This is a genomic window from Microbispora sp. ATCC PTA-5024 (assembly GCF_000511135.2).
In the GTDB taxonomy this organism is placed as follows: Bacteria; Actinomycetota; Actinomycetes; order Streptosporangiales; family Streptosporangiaceae; genus Microbispora; species Microbispora corallina.
In genome coordinates this window covers 2,458,980-2,477,162 of sequence record NZ_KI866522.1, presented here as the reverse complement: position 1 = coordinate 2,477,162, position 18,183 = coordinate 2,458,980, and the positions used below count along the sequence as shown (strand labels likewise).

21 protein-coding genes and 1 pseudogene are annotated in these 18,183 nt (G+C 72.9%); 9 read left to right on the top strand and 13 right to left on the bottom strand.

Going from position 1 to position 18,183, the window contains the following annotated elements; genetic code table 11:
* Positions 1 to 90: 90 nt before the first annotated feature.
* Positions 91 to 336 carry a DUF2630 family protein gene (locus tag MPTA5024_RS11220; protein WP_036322260.1) on the bottom strand — a complete coding sequence of 82 codons (246 nt, stop codon included), beginning with the start codon at positions 334 to 336 and terminating at the stop codon, positions 91 to 93.
* Between the two features lie 302 nt (positions 337 to 638).
* On the opposite strand from MPTA5024_RS11220, the gene leuA reads away from it, so the two are divergent.
* Entirely contained in the window at positions 639 to 2,402 is a 1,764-nt protein-coding gene (gene leuA, locus MPTA5024_RS11215; RefSeq protein ID WP_232326396.1) for a 2-isopropylmalate synthase, read from the top strand.
* 123 nt (positions 2,403 to 2,525) lie between these two features.
* Here the strand turns inward: leuA and MPTA5024_RS11210 are convergent, their stop codons facing one another.
* Positions 2,526 to 3,146, bottom strand: coding sequence for a TetR/AcrR family transcriptional regulator (locus MPTA5024_RS11210; RefSeq protein WP_051457934.1), 621 nt, complete (start codon positions 3,144 to 3,146; stop codon positions 2,526 to 2,528).
* 105 nt (positions 3,147 to 3,251) lie between these two features.
* Here MPTA5024_RS11210 and MPTA5024_RS11205 point away from each other — a divergent pair, with 105 nt between their 5' ends.
* Positions 3,252 to 4,187, top strand: coding sequence for an NADP-dependent oxidoreductase (locus MPTA5024_RS11205; RefSeq protein WP_036322258.1), 936 nt, complete (start codon positions 3,252 to 3,254; stop codon positions 4,185 to 4,187).
* A gap of 20 nt (positions 4,188 to 4,207) precedes the next feature.
* On the opposite strand, the gene MPTA5024_RS11200 is transcribed toward MPTA5024_RS11205, so the two are convergent.
* Positions 4,208 to 4,906, bottom strand: a complete 699-nt coding sequence (locus MPTA5024_RS11200; RefSeq protein ID WP_036322256.1) for a TetR/AcrR family transcriptional regulator — start codon at positions 4,904 to 4,906, stop codon at positions 4,208 to 4,210.
* A gap of 112 nt (positions 4,907 to 5,018) precedes the next feature.
* Between MPTA5024_RS11200 and MPTA5024_RS11195 the strand changes: the two genes are divergently transcribed.
* Entirely contained in the window at positions 5,019 to 5,366 is a 348-nt protein-coding gene (locus tag MPTA5024_RS11195) for a YrdB family protein (RefSeq protein WP_036322254.1), read from the top strand.
* A gap of 45 nt (positions 5,367 to 5,411) precedes the next feature.
* Positions 5,412 to 6,341: an NAD-dependent epimerase/dehydratase family protein gene (locus MPTA5024_RS11190; protein ID WP_036322252.1), complete on the top strand. Its 930-nt coding sequence runs from the start codon at positions 5,412 to 5,414 to the stop codon at positions 6,339 to 6,341.
* Here the strand turns inward: MPTA5024_RS11190 and MPTA5024_RS11185 are convergent.
* From MPTA5024_RS11185 to MPTA5024_RS11175, 3 genes are read right to left on the bottom strand one after another with little or no spacing between them, the layout of a single operon-like run.
* The gene (locus MPTA5024_RS11185; protein WP_036322250.1) at positions 6,307 to 6,513 is read right to left on the bottom strand and encodes a hypothetical protein; all 207 of its coding nucleotides are present in this window, start codon (positions 6,511 to 6,513) and stop codon (positions 6,307 to 6,309) included. The two genes, MPTA5024_RS11190 and MPTA5024_RS11185, sit on opposite strands and share 35 nt — an antisense overlap.
* A complete protein-coding gene (locus MPTA5024_RS11180) occupies positions 6,510 to 6,839 on the bottom strand; it encodes a hypothetical protein (RefSeq protein WP_036322248.1) in 330 nt (109 codons plus the stop codon). The genes MPTA5024_RS11185 and MPTA5024_RS11180 overlap by 4 nt, the downstream gene beginning before the upstream one ends.
* A 1-nt stretch (position 6,840) precedes the next feature.
* Positions 6,841 to 7,170: a PadR family transcriptional regulator gene (locus MPTA5024_RS11175; protein WP_036322246.1), complete on the bottom strand. Its 330-nt coding sequence runs from the start codon at positions 7,168 to 7,170 to the stop codon at positions 6,841 to 6,843.
* A 67-nt stretch (positions 7,171 to 7,237) separates the two neighbouring features.
* On the opposite strand from MPTA5024_RS11175, the gene MPTA5024_RS11170 reads away from it, so the two are divergent.
* The gene (locus MPTA5024_RS11170; RefSeq protein WP_036322244.1) at positions 7,238 to 8,125 is read left to right on the top strand and encodes a Gfo/Idh/MocA family protein; all 888 of its coding nucleotides are present in this window, start codon (positions 7,238 to 7,240) and stop codon (positions 8,123 to 8,125) included.
* A gap of 95 nt (positions 8,126 to 8,220) precedes the next feature.
* Here the strand turns inward: MPTA5024_RS11170 and MPTA5024_RS43395 are convergent, their stop codons facing one another.
* Both MPTA5024_RS43395 and MPTA5024_RS43390 read right to left on the bottom strand, forming a co-directional pair.
* On the bottom strand, positions 8,221 to 8,961 hold the full coding sequence (locus MPTA5024_RS43395) for a Glu/Leu/Phe/Val family dehydrogenase (protein ID WP_232326438.1): 741 nt from the start codon (positions 8,959 to 8,961) through the stop codon (positions 8,221 to 8,223).
* Positions 8,962 to 9,012: 51 nt separating this feature from the next.
* Positions 9,013 to 9,277: pseudogene (locus MPTA5024_RS43390) on the bottom strand (Glu/Leu/Phe/Val dehydrogenase dimerization domain-containing protein); the annotation flags it as partial.
* A gap of 461 nt (positions 9,278 to 9,738) precedes the next feature.
* Here MPTA5024_RS43390 and MPTA5024_RS11160 point away from each other — a divergent pair.
* Positions 9,739 to 11,322 (top strand): alkaline phosphatase D family protein, encoded by a 1,584-nt coding sequence (locus MPTA5024_RS11160; protein ID WP_036322242.1) that lies wholly within the window; start codon positions 9,739 to 9,741, stop codon positions 11,320 to 11,322.
* Positions 11,323 to 11,352: 30 nt separating this feature from the next.
* Here the strand turns inward: MPTA5024_RS11160 and rocD are convergent, their stop codons facing one another.
* The 4 genes from rocD to MPTA5024_RS11140 all read right to left on the bottom strand — a co-directional run bounded on the left by rocD (position 11,353) and on the right by MPTA5024_RS11140 (position 14,740).
* The gene (gene rocD, locus MPTA5024_RS11155) at positions 11,353 to 12,570 is read right to left on the bottom strand and encodes an ornithine--oxo-acid transaminase (protein ID WP_036322240.1); all 1,218 of its coding nucleotides are present in this window, start codon (positions 12,568 to 12,570) and stop codon (positions 11,353 to 11,355) included.
* Positions 12,567 to 13,337, bottom strand: coding sequence for a dimethylargininase (gene ddaH, locus MPTA5024_RS11150; RefSeq protein WP_051458091.1), 771 nt, complete (start codon positions 13,335 to 13,337; stop codon positions 12,567 to 12,569). The genes rocD and ddaH overlap by 4 nt, the downstream gene beginning before the upstream one ends.
* 181 nt (positions 13,338 to 13,518) lie before the next feature.
* Positions 13,519 to 13,968 carry an Lrp/AsnC family transcriptional regulator gene (locus MPTA5024_RS11145; RefSeq protein WP_036323952.1) on the bottom strand — a complete coding sequence of 150 codons (450 nt, stop codon included), beginning with the start codon at positions 13,966 to 13,968 and terminating at the stop codon, positions 13,519 to 13,521.
* A gap of 73 nt (positions 13,969 to 14,041) precedes the next feature.
* Positions 14,042 to 14,740 carry a TetR/AcrR family transcriptional regulator gene (locus tag MPTA5024_RS11140; protein ID WP_051457933.1) on the bottom strand — a complete coding sequence of 233 codons (699 nt, stop codon included), beginning with the start codon at positions 14,738 to 14,740 and terminating at the stop codon, positions 14,042 to 14,044.
* A 72-nt stretch (positions 14,741 to 14,812) separates the two neighbouring features.
* Between MPTA5024_RS11140 and MPTA5024_RS11135 the strand changes: the two genes are divergently transcribed.
* The 3 genes from MPTA5024_RS11135 (at position 14,813) to MPTA5024_RS11125 (ending at position 17,266) form a co-directional block, all read left to right on the top strand.
* The gene (locus MPTA5024_RS11135; RefSeq protein WP_036322237.1) at positions 14,813 to 15,556 is read left to right on the top strand and encodes an ABC transporter ATP-binding protein; all 744 of its coding nucleotides are present in this window, start codon (positions 14,813 to 14,815) and stop codon (positions 15,554 to 15,556) included.
* Positions 15,553 to 16,281 (top strand): ABC transporter permease, encoded by a 729-nt coding sequence (locus tag MPTA5024_RS11130; protein ID WP_036322235.1) that lies wholly within the window; start codon positions 15,553 to 15,555, stop codon positions 16,279 to 16,281. The genes MPTA5024_RS11135 and MPTA5024_RS11130 overlap by 4 nt, the downstream gene beginning before the upstream one ends.
* A 70-nt stretch (positions 16,282 to 16,351) precedes the next feature.
* Positions 16,352 to 17,266: a LysR substrate-binding domain-containing protein gene (locus MPTA5024_RS11125; protein WP_036322233.1), complete on the top strand. Its 915-nt coding sequence runs from the start codon at positions 16,352 to 16,354 to the stop codon at positions 17,264 to 17,266.
* Here MPTA5024_RS11125 and MPTA5024_RS11120 read toward each other — a convergent pair.
* Positions 17,263 to 18,087, bottom strand: a complete 825-nt coding sequence (locus MPTA5024_RS11120; protein ID WP_232326437.1) for a helix-turn-helix domain-containing protein — start codon at positions 18,085 to 18,087, stop codon at positions 17,263 to 17,265. The two genes, MPTA5024_RS11125 and MPTA5024_RS11120, sit on opposite strands and share 4 nt — an antisense overlap.
* Between the last annotated feature and the right edge of the window lie 96 nt (positions 18,088 to 18,183).

The following is an 18,183-nucleotide window of genomic DNA, read 5'->3' as shown; positions in this document are numbered from 1 at the left end:
GGGCCGTGTGCCGGTGCTCGCCCTGCGGCCGCGGCCGGGCCGCGGCGTGCCGTTCGCTCCCGGCGTCCGCCGTCGCGGCGGGCGCGGGGGTCACTGCTGGTAGTTCTCGACCTCGCTGACGGGGCGGGGAGCGGCGAAGTCGGGGTCCTCGCCGGCGTCGCGGCGGGCCCGCCGCTGGCGCAGCAGGTCCCAGCAGCGGTCGAGCGACTCCTCGATGTACGTGATGCGGGCGTGCTCCTCCTCGGAGGTCAGCTCGCCGGCCGCGAGCCGCTGACGGAGCCCGTGCTCCTCGTCGACGAGCTCCTTGATCTGCCCGAGGATCTCGTTGTCCTTCATGCCATCGCCTCCTTCGCGTGGGATCACCCTAGCCTGCGTCACCTGGAGGTACGTCTCAGGACATAGGGGGACGTCTCGGGATGTGGGCAACGGTCTCGGCCGGTGGCGGCCGTCTGCTAGCCTCGTTGACATGCTGCGCGGACTCCTTCTTATCCGCCGCGGCGAGGGCCTGTAAGAGGCCGGCTCCCTCGCCGCGGTGCGAGAGGCATGCGCGTCGGCCGCCAGGTCCTTCCTCCGGTGACCCCTTACCGAATCGATCGGCTTGTCATGCCGAGGTCGCCGGGCGCCCGACAAGGAGCACGATGAACATGCCGCAGCCCGATTCCCAGCAGCCCAATCCTCAGCAGCCCAGCCCCATGCCGTTCCATCGGTACGCGCCGTTCGAGCCCGTACGGCTGACCGACCGCACCTGGCCCGACAAGGTCATCACCCGGGCCCCCCGATGGTGCGCAGTGGACCTGCGTGACGGCAACCAGGCGCTCATCGACCCGATGGACGCCGACCGCAAGCTGAAGATGTTCGACCTGCTGGTGCGGATGGGCTACAAGGAGATCGAGGTCGGCTTCCCGGCGGCGTCCCAGACGGACTTCGACTTCGTCCGTCAGATCATCGAGGAGGAGCGGATCCCCTCCGACGTGGTGATCCAGGTCCTGACCCAGGCCCGTCCGGAGCTGATCGAGCGGACCTTCGAGTCGCTGCGCGGGGCGCGGCAGGCCATCGTCCACCTGTACAACTCCACCTCCACCCTCCAGCGCCGCGTCGTCTTCGGCCTGGACCGGGACGGCATCACGGCCATCGCCGTCGAGGGCGCCAGGCTGTGCAAGAAGCTGGCGGCCGAGATGGAGGGCACCGACATCTACTTCCAGTACTCGCCCGAGTCCTTCACCGGGACCGAGCTGGAGTACGCCGTCGAGGTGTGCAACGCGGTCACCGACGTGTGGCAGCCGACCCCCGACCACAAGGTCATCCTCAACCTGCCGGCCACCGTCGAGATGGCCACCCCGAACGTGTACGCCGACCAGATCGAGTGGATGAACCGCCGCCTGGCGCACCGGGACTCGGTCGTGCTGTCCCTGCACCCGCACAACGACCGGGGCACCGCCGTCGCCGCCGCCGAGCTGGGCTACCTGGCCGGCGCCGACCGGATCGAGGGCTGCCTGTTCGGCAACGGCGAGCGCACCGGCAACGTGTGCCTGGTCACGCTGGGGATGAACCTGTTCTCCCAGGGCATCGACCCCGAGATCGACTTCTCCGACATCGACGAGATCCGCCGGGTGGTGGAGTACTGCAACCAGCTGCCGGTCCACCCCCGCCACCCGTGGGGCGGCGAGCTGGTCTACACGGCCTTCTCCGGCTCCCACCAGGACGCGATCAAGAAGGGCCTCGAGCACCTGGAGCGCGACGCGGCCGCGGCCGGCGTCCCGGTGGACGAGTTCGCCTGGGCCGTGCCGTACCTGCCGATCGACCCCAAGGACATCGGCCGCACCTACGAGGCCGTGATCCGGGTCAACAGCCAGTCGGGCAAGGGCGGCGTCGCCTACATCATGAAGGCCGACCACCAGCTCGACCTGCCGCGGCGGCTGCAGATCGAGTTCTCCCGCGTCATCCAGGCCCGCACCGACGCCGAGGGCGGCGAGGTCACCGCGCACGAGATGTGGGACCTGTTCACCGACGAGTACCTGCCCGACCCCGCCCGCCCGTGGGGCCGCGTCGGCCTGCTGGCCCACCGCCACTCCTCGACCGTCGACGACAAGGACGCGATCAGCGCGGACGTCCGCCTCGAGGGCGAGGTCCGGGAGATCGAGGGCATCGGCAACGGCCCGATCTCCGCGTTCTGCGACGCGCTCGCCGGCGTCGGCGTGGCCGTACGGGTCCTCGACTACACCGAGCACGCGCTGAGCTCCGGCACCGACGCCAAGGCCGCCTCGTACGTCGAGTGCGAGGTCGCCGGTCCCGAGGGCGCCGAGGTGCTCTGGGGCGTGGGGATCGACGGCAACACGACCACCGCGTCCCTCAAGGCCATCATCTCCGCGGTCAACCGCGTCTCCCGTCCGGCGGCGCGCTGAGCCCTTTCCGCACAGGGGCGCCGGGTCGTGATCCGTCCCCGCCCGCCCCGTGATCCTCCACGATCTCCGGCGACCCGCCCACGAGGCGGCGGACCGGTCACACGTCGAAGGCGGCATCTCCGGTCATCCCGGGCTGCCGCCTTCGGCATGTCCGGGCCCGGTCGGCGCGCCCGGTCCGGCTTCCTCCTCGTTCAGCAGCCCGTTCAGCAGCACACGCGTCAGTCTCGGGATGACCGAGGACGCGCTCGGGGCCGGGAGGGCCCGGAGGGAGGCGATCGCCCTCAGGGCGGTCCGCGCGTCCTCGACCGACACCTGGTGACGGACGGCGCCGTCATGTCGTGCGCGTTCCACCAGCCGCGCGAACGCCGCGGCGTGCGCGCGGCGCAGTTCGGCGAACGCCGCGCCCGCCGCGTGCGAGCCGAGCAGCGCGTCGTTCAGACCGCGGTCGTGGGCCTGCCGTTCGGCGAAACGGAGGATGGCGCCGCGCAGCGCACGGCGTGGGTCCGGGTCGGCGAGGGCGGCCCGCATGTCCTCCTCGCACCGCGCGACCCGCTCGGCGAGCACGGCGGCGACGAGATCGTCCCGCGACGGGAAGTGCCGGTAGACGGTGGCGGCGCCCATGTCCGCGCGCCGGGCGATCTCGCGCACCGGCAGGTCCAGGCCGTCCGCGGCGAACGCGGCGCGCGCGACCTCCACCAGGCGTCTGCGGTTGTCCTCGGCGTCCGAACGGCGTTTCCGAGTCAATGCGCCCCGCCCGCCTCTCACTTCGCCGCCGTCCGGGACGGCTGCTCCTCTTCCGCTCCTACGGTAGTGCGCGGTCGTGTTGCTCCAGCGTGGAAGAGGTGCGCGTTGTTCGCTGTCCGGTTCGACAGGTTCGGTCCCCCTGAGGTGCTCGCCTTCGGCGAAGTCCCCGAGCCGCACGCGGGGCGTGGGGAGGTCCGCGTCAGGGTCAGAGCCGCCGGGGTCTCTCCGGTGGATCTCGCTCTGCGCGCGGGACGGTCCCCGGCGGGCGAGAGGCTCGCGCTGCCGCACGTTCCTGGGGTCGACGCGGCGGGAGTCGTCGACGAGGTGGGCCCGGACGTCACCGGCACCGCGGTCGGGGACGAGGTGTTCGGCGCGGTCGACGTCTCACGGCTCGGCGGGGCGAGCGCCGAGTTCGCGGTTCTGACGTTCTGGACGGCGAAACCGGCCTCGATGCCGTGGGAGGAGGCCGGCGCGAGCGGTACGAGCGTCGAGACGGCGACCCGGGCGCTCGACCTGCTCGACGTGCGGGAGGGAACGACGCTGCTGATCGACGGCGCGGCGGGCGGAGTCGGCAGCGTCGCCGTGCAACTGGCGATCGCCAGGGGCGCCCGGGTGATCGGGACGGGGAGCCCGGCCAACCAGGCGTTCATCGCCCGGCTTGGCGCGACCCCCGTCACGTACGGCCGGGGACTGCCGGAGCGGGTCCGCGGGCTGCCCGAAGGACCGGTCGACCGCGCGCTCGACGTGGCCGGCGCCGGGTCGCTCCCCGAACTCGTCGCGCTCACCGGCACGGCGGCGTCGGTGGTCACGCTCGCCGATTTCTCCGGCCCGCGGCTCGGGGTCCGCCTCTCGATGGGCGAGCTCGGCGGCGAGCCGGGCGGCCGCCACGGTCTCGCCGCCGCGGCCGCCCTCTTCGAGGAGGGACGCTTCCGCCTTCCCGTGCAGGAGGCGTTCCCCCTGGCGCAGGCGGCCCGGGCGCACGCGTTCGCGGCGGAGGGACCGCGGCGGGGCAAGGTCGTCCTGACCGTTCCCGGGGCCTGACGACCCGGCGTCGCCCGCGGCTAGACCGGGAGGCCGAGAAGGGCGGCCAGGCACGTCATGTTGTGGTCGAACAGCTCGGCCCGATGGGTGATGGTGTTCTCGAACTGGCCGAACAGCTCGAAGCTCACCATCCCGAACAGGCAGGTCCAGGCGGCGATCGCGCGCGTGACCACGTCGTCCGGCACGTCCGGCATGAGCGTGCGGACAACTTCGGCGTCGCCGGCCAGCACCGCCGGGGGCGGCGGGCAGAACGCCGGGGGTGACAGCCGGCCCTCCCGGTGGGCGTCGGCGACGATGCGGCCGTACACGGCCGTGTCCCGGATCGCGGGCGCGACCGTGTCGAGCGGGGCCCGGTAGCCCGGCACGGGCGAGCCGTAGAGCAGCGCGTACTCGTGCGGGTGCGCCAGCGCCCACTCCCGCACGGCGCGGCACACGGCCAGCCAGCGGCCGGTGACGTCCTCGCGCGGGCAGGCCGCGTCGGCGTCCTCGACGGCCTCACCCAGGGCGTTGTACCCGTCGATGATGAGGGCGGTCAGCAGGTCGTCGCGGCTCGGGAAGTAGCGGTAGATGGCCGACGACACCATGCCCATGTCCCGGGCGACCGCGCGGAGGGACAGCCCGGACGCCCCCTCGGTGGCCAGGTGACGCCGCGCGATGTCGGTGATCTCCCGGATGAGCTCCGCCCTCACCCGCTCCCGTGCGGTACGGCTCGCGTTCATGGGCCCACATTAGCAGAGCACCGTAAAAATCCGAGAGCACCGCTCTTGACGAAATCCACCTTTGGCGAGAGCATTGCTCTCATAAGAGAGCGATGAACTTCTAGGGGAAACGATGCTCACAGTGGTGCGGGGCGGCGCGGCGGCTCTGATGTTCTTCCTCGAGCTCGGCGTCCTCGGCGCCGCCGGCTACTGGGGCTTCACCACCGGCCCGAACCTCGCCGTACGGATCCTGCTGGGCCTGGGGGCGCCCGCCGTCCTCGCGACCCTGTGGGCGCTGTTCATGGCGGGCGGGAAGGCGCCCCACCAGCTGCACGGGATCGCCCGCGCGGTGTTCGAGGCCGCCTGGTTCGGCGCCGGCGCGCTCGCGCTGGCCGGCTCCGGGCTCGTCACGGCCGGTGTGGTCTTCGCCGTCGTGTACGTCGTCGACGCGGTCCTGCGGCTCACGTTCCACGCGGTCTGAGCCCTCGCGCACCCCGAGAGACCGATCTGCGAAGGAGAAGAAGTCATGGGCAAGCACGTCGTCGTCGGAGCGGGCCAGGTCGGCGGGCAGGTGGCCGGCCTGCTGGCGGACCAGGGGCAGGAGGTCGTCGTCGTCACCCGGTCCGGTTCGGGGCCGCGCCGTCCCGAGGTCGCCCTCGTCACGGCCGACGCGGCCGACCCCGAGGCCATGCGGCGCGTGACCGAGGGGGCGGACGCCCTCTACAACTGCGCGAACCCCAGGTATCACCGGTGGCCGCGCGACTGGCCCCCGGTCGCGGCCTCGCTGCTGGCGGCCGCCGAGGCGTCCGGGGCCGTGCTGACGACACTCGGCAACCTCTACGCGTACGGCCCGGTGGGCGGCCCGATGACCGAGGACCTGCCGCTCGCCTCCTCCGGCGTCAAGGGCCGCGTGCGGGCCCGGATGTGGGAGCGGGCCCTCGCCGCGCACGAGGCCGGCCGGGTGCGGGTGACCGAGGTGCGGGGCTCCGACTACTTCGGTCCCCAGGCGTCCGACCAGGCGTACCTCGGCTCGCGCTTCGTGCCCCCGCTGCTGGCCGGGCGGCCCGCCACCGTGCTGAGCGACCCGGACGTCCCGCACAGCTGGACGTACCTGCCGGACGTGGCGCGGGCGCTGGTCGCGGCGGCGGCCGCGGAACCCGCGTGGGGGAGGGCGTGGCACGTGCCCACGAGCCCCGCGGTGAGCATCCGCCACGTCGCCGAGCGGGTCTGCGCGCTGGCCGGCGCCCCCGCGCCCCGCCTGCGCCGCGTCCCCGGATGGGCGCTCAAGGCGGCGGGCCTGGCCGTCCCGATGCTCCGGGAGATGGGCGAGACCCGCTACCAGTTCGACCGGCCGTTCGTCCTCGACTCCACGGCGTCGCAGGCCGTCCTCGGCCTCGCCCCCACCCCGCTCGACGACGCGCTCACGGCCACGGTCCGCTGGTGGCGCGAGCGCTGATCAGGCCCCGTCCGCCGGGTGATCGCAGCAGCACGGCGGCGGCGGACATGACGAGGCTGCACAGGGCAGACACGGCGACGGCCACGAGGAAGCGGGCGGACTCCCCGCCGAGGCCGAGGGCCACCAGGGCGAGGCCGGGGATCCAGGCGACGACCACCAGGGCGGCCGTCACGCGAGGATCCGGGCGAGCGCTCCCGTCTCCCGCGCGGCCCCCCATCCCCGTTGGAGGCTGGGCACGTCGCGGATCCCCGGGTTCCACAGGAACAGCAGCGCCCACGCGCCGATGGCGAGGACGGGGACCGCGAGGCCGGGGGACAGGCCCCGGGCCCGGATCGCGGTGCCGCGGTGGATCCACGCGTCGGCGGCGCCCATCAGCAGGTCGGCGACCGTGCGGGGGCGGACGGGACGGCTCGCGACCAGGTCGCGGACCTCTTCGCCGTACCGGGCCCGCCAGGCGCGGGGGTAGAGCAGCAGCACGGCGGCGGCCAGGCGGCGCATGTCAGGCCACCCCCCACGACGGGCGGGCCCGGCGGCTGCCCGTCTCCTCGATCCGGCGCAGCGTCGCGAGCTGCTCGCGCAGGGCGTCCACGCCCTGAGGAGTGATCCGGTACGGCCGCCTCCTCTCGTCGGAGGGGAGCGCCTCGATCCATCCGCGCTCCTCCAGCCGCATCAGCGCGCCGTACAGGGTCCCCGGCTCCAGTGAGGTGCCGGAGAACTCCTCGATGTCCTGGATCATCCGGTAGCCGTGCTTGTCGCCCTCCGCGAGGCTGACCAGCACGAGCAACGCGACATCGGTGAACCGGCCCAGGTCCGGTGTTCGTCGTCCCATTCCCGCCTCCCCTGGTTATTCAGTTTCACTTAGTAAGCGGAAATGAGCAAGGGCTAGGGTGGGCCGCATGAGAATCGGCATCATCGGGCTCGGGGACATCGCCGAGAAGGCGTACCTGCCCGTGCTGGCGGCCACCCCCGGGGTGGAGCCGCACCTGTGCACACGCGACCGGGACAGGCTCGGCCGTCTCGGGGACGCCTACCGGATCGGGCCGCGCTTCACCTCGGTCGAGGACCTGCTCGGCGCCGGGATCAAGGCGGCGTTCGTGCACGCCGCGACCGGCGCGCACGTCCCGATCGTCACCGCGCTGCTGGAGGCCGGCGTGCATGTGTACGTCGACAAGCCGCTCGCCTACGACCTCGCCGACTGCGAGAAGCTGGTCCGGCTGGCGCGGGAGCGCGGCCGGTCGCTCATGGTGGGGTTCAACCGGCGGCACGCCCCCGGCTACGCCGCCCTCCGCGAGCTGCCGCGCGACCTCGTCCTCATGCAGAAGAACCGCCGGGGACCCCTGGCCGACCCGCGGACCGTGGTGTTCGACGACTTCATCCACGTCGTCGACACCCTGCGCTTCCTCGTGCCGGGGGAGGTCACCCGCACCTCGGTCAGGACGCGGGTCCGGGACGGCCTGCTGGAGCACGTCGTCCTCGAGCTCGGCGGGGACGGCTTCACGGCCCTCGGGGTCATGAGCCGCACGAGCGGCGCCGCGGAGGAGACCTGCGAGGTCATGGGCGGGGGAGGCAAGCGCAGGGTGGTCAACCTGGGCGACGTGGTCGACTACGCGGACGGCGAGGCGCTGACCCGGAGGGGCGACTGGACGCCGGTGGCGCGGCAGCGCGGCATCGAGCCGATCTGCCGCGCCTTCCTCGACGCGGTGCGGGAGGGACGCCTGCTCACCGCCGACGACGCCCTCGCCACGCACGCCCTCTGCGAGGACATCGTCGCCGCCGCCGGGTGAGGCGGCGCGCCGAGGGGTGACCGGCGCTTCGGGGCTGGCCGTCGCGGGGTGGCCCGGCGGTCAGAGTTGGAGGCCGCCGCGGGGCGGCCTGCGGGTCAGGGATGGAGGCCGCGGAGCCGGTGCGCCTCGGCGACCCGGCCGACCCCGATCGCGTGGGCGGCCCGGCGCAGCGTGAGCCCCTCGTCGTCCGCCAGCCCCCGGACGGCCCGGTACGCGTCCTCCATCAAGTCGCGCAGCCGCGCCCCGGCCTCGCCGGCGCTCCACGAGCGGGCCTGCGCGTCCTGCGCCGACTCCAGGTACGAGGCGATCACGCCGCCGGCGCCGGCCAGGATGCCGGGCACCACGGTCCTCCCGGCGTCGGCGAGGACGAGGTCGGCCTCGGGAGTGGCCGCGCCGTCGGCGCCCTCGACCACCAGGCGTGCCCGCACGCGGGACGCCTCGGCGGCCGTGATCGCGCCGTCGAGCGCCGCCGGGACCAGGACGTCCACGTCGAGTCCGAGAAGCTCGTCGCGGCCGAGCGCGTCGGCGCCGGCGAAGCCGCGCACCGAGCCCGCCTCCGCCGTGTGCGCGCGGAGGGCGGCGACGTCCAGGCCGGACGGCCGGACGACCGCGCCCGTGGCGTCCGACACGGCGACGACCCGGCAGCCGGCGTCGGCGAGACGCCGCGCGGTGAGCGCCCCCACCGCGCCGAAGCCCTGAACGGCGACCGTGACACCCCCGGGTGCGCGGTCCAGCGCCCGCAGGGCGACGATCTCCAGGCCGCGGGCGGTGGCCCCGGCCGCGCCGGTCGCCGTCTCGGGGATCGGATGGCCGGCGTCGCCGCCGCAGGTGTCCATGATCCAGGCGACGGTCCGCTCGTCGCTGCCGGCGTCCGGGACCGGGACGTCCTTCTCCGGCCCCATGAGCGGGAGGATCTCGTTCGCGTAGCGGCGGGTGAGGCGTTCGAGCTCGCGGGGCGTCAGCTCGCGGGGGTCGACGGCGACGCCGCCCGCGGCCCCGCCGTACGGGACGCCGGAGGGCGCACGCCCAGGTCGTCCCCATCGCGAGCGCGGTGACCCCGGCGAGGTCGGCGGACGGATGGAAGCGGACGCCGCCGGTGGCCGGGCCGCGCAGCAGGTTGTGCTGCACGCGACAGCCCTGGACCACCTCCATGCGGCCGTCCTCGCGCCGTACGGGGACCGAGACGGCGAGGGAGCGCCGGGGGGTGGCCAGCATCCGGTGCAGGCCGTCGTCGAGGCCGAGGAACCGGGACGCCTCGGTGAGGCGGGACCGGGCGGCCGCGAGCGCGCGGTCCCCCGGAGTGGAGGGACGGGGGGAGAGGGGATCGGGGACCGCGTCCCGAACCCCCGACGCCGTTGTCGGGAAGTCCGTGATGGTCATGTCGGGGAGTGCTCCTCCGGATCGGACGGGGACGGCAGGCCGCCCGCCCGGCCCCGCGCCCGTCGTCGTTGACGTGCGCGGGGGGAGCCGGGGAGCGACCTCCTCGATCCAATCCCCTCAGTCGCTGATCGCGATATACGCCATAACGGATATGGACAGCGAGCCGTTGATCGCTTTGGCTATAGAGCCCCCTGAGTCGCGCTTTGCCCTGAGATTGCAGTAGACAGGAACGCGTGCCGGAAATTGTCCTGGGCCCGCTGCTGCGCCACACCGACGCGGCGAGCGCGACCATATGGGTGGAGACGACCGAGCCGTGCGTGGTGACCGTGCGGGCGGGTGACGCCTGCTCGAAGGAGAGCACGTTCAGCGTGCACGGCCACCACTACGCCGTCCTGGACGTCGGCCTCGACGGGCCGGTGGCCTACAGCGTCGAGCTGGACGGGCACGAGGTGTGGCCGGTCGCTGACCTGCCGCCCAGCGTCATCCGCCCGCTCACCGACCTGCGCACCCTGGTCTTCGGCTCGTGCCGGACGAGCGTGCCCCACGACGAGCCGTACGTGCGCACCCACGGCGTGGACGTCCTGCACTCGTACGGCCGGCGGCTCATGGGGTCGGACGACCGGCCCGACCTGATCCTGATGCTGGGCGACCAGGTGTACGCCGACGAGCTCACGCCGGACATGAAGGAGTTCATCGCCTCCCGGCGCGACGACGGCCCGGAGGAGGTCGTCGACTACGACGAGTACGCCGAGCTGTACCGGCAGGCGTGGTGCGACCCGCCGGTCCGCTGGCTGCTGGCCACGGTGCCGAGCCTGATGATGTTCGACGACCACGACATCAGGGACGACTGGAACACCTCGCAGACCTGGCGCGAGCAGATGGACGAGGTGCCCTGGTGGCGGCGGCGCATCGTCTCCGGGCTGGGCTCGTACTTCGTCTACCAGCACCTCGGCAACCTGCCGCCCGCCGACCGCGAGAGCGACCCGGTGTTCGCGGCGCTGCGGGCGGGCGAGGGCGACGCCGCGCTCGACGCGTTCGCCAAGCGGGCCGACGAGGACGCCGACTCGGTGCGCTGGAGCTACCTCAGGGACTTCGGCGACTCCCGCCTCATCGTGCTCGACAGCCGAAACGCCCGCGATCTGACGCCGCGCGCGCGGCGGATGATCGACACCAACGAGTGGGCGTGGTTCGAGGAGCACGCGACCGGCGACGTGAACCACCTGATCGTCGGCTCGTCGCTGCCGATCCTGCTGCCCGCCGGCATCCACCACATCGAGAGCTGGAACGAGGCCGTCTGCGACGGCATGTGGGGGCGGGCGCTCGCCCGCTGGGGGGAGCGGGTCCGCCAGTTCCTCGACCTGGAGCACTGGGGGGCGTTCCGCCGCTCGTTCGAGGACCTCGCCCGCGTGCTGGTGGGGGTCGCCGAGGGGCGCAGGGGACGGCCGCCGGCCACGGTCCTGCTGCTGTCGGGCGACGTCCACTACTCCTACATGGCCTCCGTACGGCGCAAGGGCGGCGGCCGCATCCACCAGATCGTCTGCTCGCCGATCCGCAACCCGCTGAGCAGGACGCTGCGGTTCTCCAACATCGTGGCGTCGTTCGGGCTGGCGGGTGTGCTGGGCCGGCTGTTCAACCTGGTGTCCCGGGTTCCCGGCCCGCCCATCCGCTGGAAGATCAGCAAGGGCCCGTGGTTCCCGAACATGATGACCTCGGTACGGCTGGAGGACGCCGCGGCCACCGTCACGTGGTTCACCCACGACAAGGACGTCGACTCCGTACGGCTCACGCCGCGCGAGGGCAGGCGCCTGAGCGCGTGACCCCCGGCGGCGCGAGCCGTACGGGACCGGTCAGAGCTCCCGCAGGACGGCCTCGAGTTGCCCGACGGCCCAGGCCAGGTCGTCGCGCGAGACGACCAGGGGCGGGGCGAGCCGGATCGTGGAGCCGTGCGTGTCCTTCGCGAGCACGCCGCGCCGCATCAGCGCCTCGCTCACCTGGCGGCCGGTGGCCAGCGACGGGTCGATGTCGATCCCGGCCCACAGGCCGCGCCCGCGCACCGCGACGATGGCGTGGCGGCCCTCCCGGGGCGCGGCCAGCTCACGCAGCCGGTCGTGGAGGAACCTGCCCAGCTCCCGGGCGCGCCGCTGGTACTCGCCCGTTTTCAGCATCTCGACGACCGCGGTGCCGACCGCGCACGCCATCGGGTTGCCGCCGAACGTCGATCCGTGCTGCCCGGGGCGGATGACGCCGAGAACGTCCTCGTCCGCGACCACGGCGGACACCGGGACCACGCCGCCGCCGAGCGCCTTGCCGAGGACGTAGACGTCGGGCACGACGCCCTCGTGGTCGCAGGCGAAGGTCTCGCCCGTGCGACCGAGGCCCGACTGGATCTCGTCGGCGATGAGCAGCACCCGGTTGTCGGTGCAGATCTCGCGGACCGCGGACAGGTAGCCCTCCGGCGGCACCAGGACGCCGGCCTCGCCCTGGATGGGCTCCAGCAGGACGGCCACCGTGTTCTCGTCGATCGCCTCGCGCACCGCCTCCGCCGAGCCGTACTTCACGACGCGGAAGCCGGGCGTGAACGGGCCGAAGCCGCCGTACGCGTCGGGGTCGGTGGAGAAGCCCACGATCGTGGTGGTGCGGCCGTGGAAGTTGTCCTCCATGACCACGATGTTCGCCTTGTCCTTCGCCACGCCCTTGACCTCGTAGCCCCACTTGCGGGCCACCTTGATCGCGGTCTCGACGGCCTCGGCGCCGGTGTTCATCGGCAGGACCATGTCCTTGCCGCACAGGTCGGCCAGCCCGGACACGAACGCGGCGAACCGGTCGTGGAAGAACGCGCGGCTGGTCAGCGTGAGCCGGTCGAGCTGCTCGCGGGCCGCGTCGAGGATCCGCGGGTTGCCGTGGCCGAAGTTCAGCGACGAGTAGCCGGCCAGGCAGTCGAGGTAGCGCCGGCCCTCCACGTCGGTGACCCACGCGCCCTCGGCCGCCGCGATCACGACGGGCAGCGGGTGGTAGTTGTGGGCGCTGCGGCTCTCGGCGAGCCGGATGAGCTCCTCGCTGTTCATCGGATCTCCAGGGTGCAGCACTTGGGGCCGCCGCCGGCCTTGCGCAGCTCGCTCAGGTCGACGGGGAGGACCTCGAACCCGCGGCGCTTCAGTTCGAGCGCGAGGCCGGTCGCCTCCGCGTTGACGACGACGTTCCGGCCGTCGCTGACCGCGTTGAGGCCCAGCACCTCCGCGTCGGCCGCAGTCGCGATCACCGCATCCGGGAACAGCCGCCGCAGCACCCGCTGACTGCCGGCGGAGAACGCGTCCGGGTAGTAGGCGACGTTGCGCCCGTCCAGCGGGAACAGGGCGGTGTCGAGGTGGTAGAAGCGCGGGTCCACCAGTCGCAGCGTGACCACCGGGCGGCCGAGGAACTCCTGGGCCTCCATGTGGGCGGCCACGTCGGTGCGGAAGCCGGTCCCGGCGAGGATCATCTCGTCGAGCGTGAGGTAGTCGCCCTCGCCCTCGTTGGTGAACGACGGCTCCAGCGTCTCGTAGCCCCTCTCGACGAACCAGCGCAGGTACGCCGGGCCCTCGGCCGCGCGCTCGGCGTGCGCGAACCGGGCGCCGTAGACCTTTCCCTCCACGACCAGGGCGCCGTTGGCCGCGAACACCATGTCGGGCAGCCCCTCGATCGGGTCGATCAGGCTGACCGTGTGCCCCAGGCTCTCGTACGCCTGCCGGAGGCCCTCCCACTGCCGCACGGCCGTCCCGGCGTCGGCGCCCTTCGCCGGGTCCATCCACGGATTGATGGAGTACGAGACCGCGAAGAACTCGGGCCGGCACATCAGGAAGTGCCGCGCGGTGCTCGTGCGGTCACCGGCCGGAGCGGCGGTGGCCTGTGTCGATGGCGCGATTGTCATCCAGACTCCATACGGGAAACCGGTGAACGGGTCTTCAGCGTAGGAATCAGGACGCGGCCCGGCCAATGCGCCCGCGTTGCGACCATGCGTCGATCGGTTGCGTCCTTCAGGTGGTTTGCGGCGATCCGTTAATCAGCCGGGAGAGCACGATCGCGCTCTTGGTCCGCACCACGAACGGCTCCGCCGCGAGGCGCTCGATGACCCGCTCGACGTGCCGCACGTCGGTCGCGCGGATGTGCAGCAGAGCGTCCGCCTCCCCGGTCACGGTGCAGGCCGAGACCACCTCGGGGTGCCGGGAGACCGCCGTCCCGATCTCCGCGGGCGACGTCTTGCCCCGGCAAAACAGCTCGACGTACGCCTCGGTGGTCCAGCCGAGCGCCGACGGCTCGACGCGCGCGCTGAACCCGGTGATCGCGCCGCTCGCGACGAGGCGGTCCACCCGCCGCTTGACCGCGGGGGCGGACAGCCCGACGTGCCCGCCGATCTCCGCGTACGTCGCCCGGGCGTCCTCGACGAGGGCCCTGATGATGGCGCGGTCCAGGTCGTCCAACTTCACGTGGACCTGTATACCGGTCGCCGGCCCCGGCGCGCCGATCGCCCGGGCCCGGGCGTGTGTCCGCACGCCGCGATCACTCGGCGGGCGCGGAGGCGGGGGACGGCAGGTCCCCGGGGGCAGGCCGCGTCGCGGGCGCGTCCCAGCGGAGGGCGTAGTCGCCGACGCCGCGCTCCAGCAGGTCGAAGGCGCGCTCGGCCCGCTCCCGGATGTCGCCGAGGATGCGCCCGGTCTCCTCCCCGGCCATCCGCCGGACCGCGAAGTGGCGGGTCAGCGTCCGGATGACCGCGCACACCTGGGCGGACACCAGCCACGGGGTGAGGTCGTCGGGGTCGGCGTCCACCTCGTCGGCGAGCGCGCGGGCCAGGTGCTCCTCACGGCGGTAGTCGAGCTCCAGCAGCCGCGCCGACAGTGACGGGCTCTCACGGACCCGCCGCGCGAACAGGTCGACGCCCTCGTGCATGCCGTAGCGCCAGTCGCCGTTCGCCAGCGAGTCGAAGAAGTCGCGGCGCAGAGCCTCGACGACGGTCTCGCCCGGACGCCGCCCGCGGACGACGCGGGCCAGCATGCCCTCGACGTCGGCGCTGCGGTCGAGGAAGAGGTCCTCCTTCGTGCGGAAGTAGTTGAAGACCGTGTTCACCGACACGTCGGCGGCCCTGGCCACCTCGGCCACAGTGACGTTGTCGAATCCGCGCTGCAGGAACAGGCCCATGGCCACGTCGGCGATCCGCTGACGGGTCTCCCGCTTCTTCCGCTCGCGCAGGCTCTCCTCCACGCCGTCCAGTGTACGAGCGATGGAGTGACACAAAACTTTAAGTGACTCCAAATTTGGTGTTACTCTACCGGCATGATTCACGCGAGAGGACTCACCAAGACCTTCGGGACGGTCGAGGCCGTACGGGGGATCGACATCGACGTGTCCGCCGGGGAGATCGTCGGCTTCCTCGGCCCCAACGGCGCGGGCAAGACGACCACGCTGCGGATGCTGACGACGCTCCTTCGGCCGACCTCCGGCACGGCGACCGTCGCCGGGCACGACCTGTTCGCCGACCCGACGGGCGTCCGGCGGCGCATCGGGTACGTCGCCCAGGGCGGGATGATCGGGCCGATGACGGAGATCGGCGGGGAGATGGAGCTTCAGGCCCGGCTGTACGGCATGCGCCGCCCGGAGGCGCGCGAGCGGGTCTCCGCCCTCCTCGCCGAGTTCGAGCTGGCCGGGCTCGAACGGCGCATGGCGGCCACCCTGTCCGGCGGGCAGAAGCGGCGGGCGGACATCGTCATGGGCCTGCTGCACCGGCCCGGCCTGCTGTTCCTGGACGAGCCGACGACCGGCCTCGACCCGCAGAGCCGGGCCAACCTGTGGGAGCACGTGCGGCGCCTGCGCGACCGGGACGGCGTGACGGTCTTCCTGACGACCCACTACCTGGAGGAGGCCGACGCGCTCTGCGACCGGGTCCTCATCATCGACCACGGCCGGATCGTCGCGTCCGGCACGCCGGCCGAGCTGAAGGCCGCGGAGGGCGCAGCGACGCTCGACGAGGTGTTCCTCGCGCTGACCGGCCGCGCGCTGCGCGAGGGGGCCGCCGCGTGAGCGCCCTGGTCACCCTCGCCGGCCACTACCTGCGCGGCACCTTCAAGAGCCGCTTCGCGATCGTCTTCGGCGCCGTCCAGCCGCTGCTGTACCTCGTGCTGTTCGGACCGCTCTTCGACCGCAGCGGCGTGGGCTCGTGGGACACGCTCGTGCCGGGCCTGCTCATGCAGCTCGGACTGCTCAGCTCCGGGCTGGTCGGCTTCGGCATCGTCTTCGACCAGCGGTTCGGGGTGCTGGAGCGGCTGCGCGTCACCCCGGTCAGCCGGGTCACGCTGCTGCTCGGCCGCGTGCTCAAGGACAGCGTCGTGCTGCTGGTGCAGGCCGTCGGCATCACCGTGATCGGCTACGCCCTCGGCCTGCGCGCGCCGCTGGCCGGCGTGCTGCTCGGCCTGCTGCTCGTCACGGTCCTGTCCATCGGCATGGCGGCGCTGTCGTACGCGGCCGCGCTCTCGGTCCGCCAGGAGCTGTTCCCCGCGCTCATGTCCACCGCGGTGATCCCGCTCATGTTGCTGTCGGGCGCGCTGCTGCCGATGTCGCTCGCCCCCGCCTGGCTCGACGTCGTCTCCCGGCTCACACCGTTCCGGTACGCGGTGGAGGCGTTGCGGGCGCTGTTCGCCGGGTCGTACGCCTCGCCGGCCGTTCTGTGGGGCGTCGTCGTGTCGCTGGTCTTCGTGGTCGTGGGCATGGCGGTGGGCACCGCGCGCTTCCAGAAGGAAAACGCCTGATCAGCGACCGGAAAAGGCATTCGGAATTCATACCGGGTTGCGGGAGCCGTACGGGACAGAGACGGTCACAATGGGTGGCGTGGCGGACGTCAATTTCACCCTCGTCCAGCTGCGTTACTTCGTAACGGCGGCCGAGCTCGGCAGCATGACCGCGGCCAGCCGCGAGCTCATGGTGGCGCAGTCGGCGATCTCGGCCGCCATCGCCCAGGTCGAGCGGGAGCTCGGGGTCCAGCTGCTCATCCGCCACCACGCCAGGGGGCTCTCGCTGACCCGGTCGGGCGAGCGCTTCCTCGTGGAGGCGCGGGAGTTCCTGTCCCACGCGGCCGCGCTCGCCCAGTCGGCCCGCGGCCTCGCGGGCAGCCTCACCGGGGAGCTCACCGTCGGCTGCCTCACCACGCTCGCGCCCTTCTACCTGTCGCGGCTGCTTCGTGAGTTCGCCGGGCGGTACCCGGGGGTGCGGGTGACAGTGGCCGAGGGGGAGATCGCGGCGATGGAGTCGGCCCTGCTCGACGGCCGGTGCGAGGTGGCCCTCGTCTACGCCGTCGACCTCGCGCTCGACCTCGACGTGCGGCTGCTCACGCAGGCCCGGCCGTTCGCGCTGCTGCCGCCCGGCCACCCGCTGGCCCAGGCGGAGTCGGTCTCGCTCGCCGACCTGGCGGGCGAGCCGATGATCCTGCTCGACCTGCCGCGCAGCCGCGACTACTTCCGGACCCTCTACCCCACCGAGCCCCGGGTGCGGTTCCGCACCTCCAGCTACGAGACCGCCCGGGCGCTCGTGGCCGGCGGCCACGGCTACTCGATACTCAACCAGCGGGCGGCGAGCGACCAGACCTACGACGGCGGCCGGGTGGTCAGCGTGCCGATCAGCGACGAGGTCCCGGCCCTCGACGTCGTGCTGGCCTCGGTGCGCGGGGTGCGCCCCACCGCCCGGGCCACGGCCTTCGCCGACACCTGCCAGTCGTTCTTCGCCGCCCGCGGTTCCTAGCGCAGCTCGTCCAGGAGGTGCTCCAGGACGGCCGTCGTGCGGGAGGCGGGGTGCGCCTGCACGCACAGCGTGTTCATCACCTGCGTGTACGCCTCGGTGTCCTCGGGCTTGTCGAGATAGAGGGCGCTGGTGAGCTGCTCCAGGTACACCACGTCGGGCAGCTCCGGCGCCTGGTAGCGCAGGATCGTGAACGGCCCGCCGGCTGCCGGGTGCACGCTCCCCTCCAGCGGCACGATCTGGAGGGTGACGTTGGGCCTGCGGGTGATCTCGATGAGGTGCTCGATCTGGGCCCGCATGACCTCGGCGCCGCCGGTGGGCCGGCGCAGGGCGGCCTCGTCCACCACGGCCCACAGCGTCGCCGCCTCGGGCCCCTCCAGCCGCTCCTGGCGGCGCATCCGCAGGTCGACCCGGCGTTCCACGTCGTCGCCCGCCCGGCCGGTGTTGCCCATGAGGACGACCGACCGCGCGTACTCGGGAGTCTGGAGCAGGCTCGGGACGAACTGCAGCTCGTAGCAGCGGATGACGGAGGCGGCCTCCTCGAGGCCGACGTAGAACTCGAACCACCCCGGCAGGACGTCGCTGTACTTGTGCCACCAGCCCGGGACGTTGGCCTGCCGTGCGAGGTGGAGCAGGGTCTCCCGCTCCCCGGGGTCGGTGACGCCGTACAGGGTGAGCAGGTCGGCGACGTCGCGCTCCTTGAAGCCGACGCGGCCGAGCTCCAGACGGCTGATCTTCGCGTGCGAGGCCCTGATGGTCCGGGCCGCCGTCTCCGGCGTGTGGCCGCTCTCGCGGCGCAGCCGCCTCAGCTGCGCCCCCAGCATGATCCGCAGGACGGTCGGGCCACCCCGGGCGACCCCCTCCACGTAGGAAGGCGCCCCTGCCTGAGCCCTGTTCACGCTGGTCTCCATGGCGACGCT

Coding starts and splice junctions, on each gene's coding strand:
- MPTA5024_RS11220 (WP_036322260.1), bottom strand. CDS start 336: ATGAAGGACAACGAGATCCTCGGGCAGATCAAGGAGCTCGTCGACGAG.
- leuA (WP_232326396.1), top strand. CDS start 639: ATGAACATGCCGCAGCCCGATTCCCAGCAGCCCAATCCTCAGCAGCCC.
- MPTA5024_RS11200 (WP_036322256.1), bottom strand. CDS start 4,906: ATGAACGCGAGCCGTACCGCACGGGAGCGGGTGAGGGCGGAGCTCATC.
- MPTA5024_RS11195 (WP_036322254.1), top strand. CDS start 5,019: ATGCTCACAGTGGTGCGGGGCGGCGCGGCGGCTCTGATGTTCTTCCTC.
- MPTA5024_RS11190 (WP_036322252.1), top strand. CDS start 5,412: ATGGGCAAGCACGTCGTCGTCGGAGCGGGCCAGGTCGGCGGGCAGGTG.
- MPTA5024_RS11180 (WP_036322248.1), bottom strand. CDS start 6,839: ATGCGCCGCCTGGCCGCCGCCGTGCTGCTGCTCTACCCCCGCGCCTGG.
- MPTA5024_RS11175 (WP_036322246.1), bottom strand. CDS start 7,170: ATGGGACGACGAACACCGGACCTGGGCCGGTTCACCGATGTCGCGTTG.
- MPTA5024_RS11170 (WP_036322244.1), top strand. CDS start 7,238: ATGAGAATCGGCATCATCGGGCTCGGGGACATCGCCGAGAAGGCGTAC.
- MPTA5024_RS43395 (WP_232326438.1), bottom strand. CDS start 8,961: ATGGACACCTGCGGCGGCGACGCCGGCCATCCGATCCCCGAGACGGCG.
- rocD (WP_036322240.1), bottom strand. CDS start 12,570: ATGAACAGCGAGGAGCTCATCCGGCTCGCCGAGAGCCGCAGCGCCCAC.
- ddaH (WP_051458091.1), bottom strand. CDS start 13,337: ATGTGCCGGCCCGAGTTCTTCGCGGTCTCGTACTCCATCAATCCGTGG.
- MPTA5024_RS11135 (WP_036322237.1), top strand. CDS start 14,813: ATGATTCACGCGAGAGGACTCACCAAGACCTTCGGGACGGTCGAGGCC.
- MPTA5024_RS11125 (WP_036322233.1), top strand. CDS start 16,352: ATGGGTGGCGTGGCGGACGTCAATTTCACCCTCGTCCAGCTGCGTTAC.
- MPTA5024_RS11120 (WP_232326437.1), bottom strand. CDS start 18,087: ATGCTGGGGGCGCAGCTGAGGCGGCTGCGCCGCGAGAGCGGCCACACG.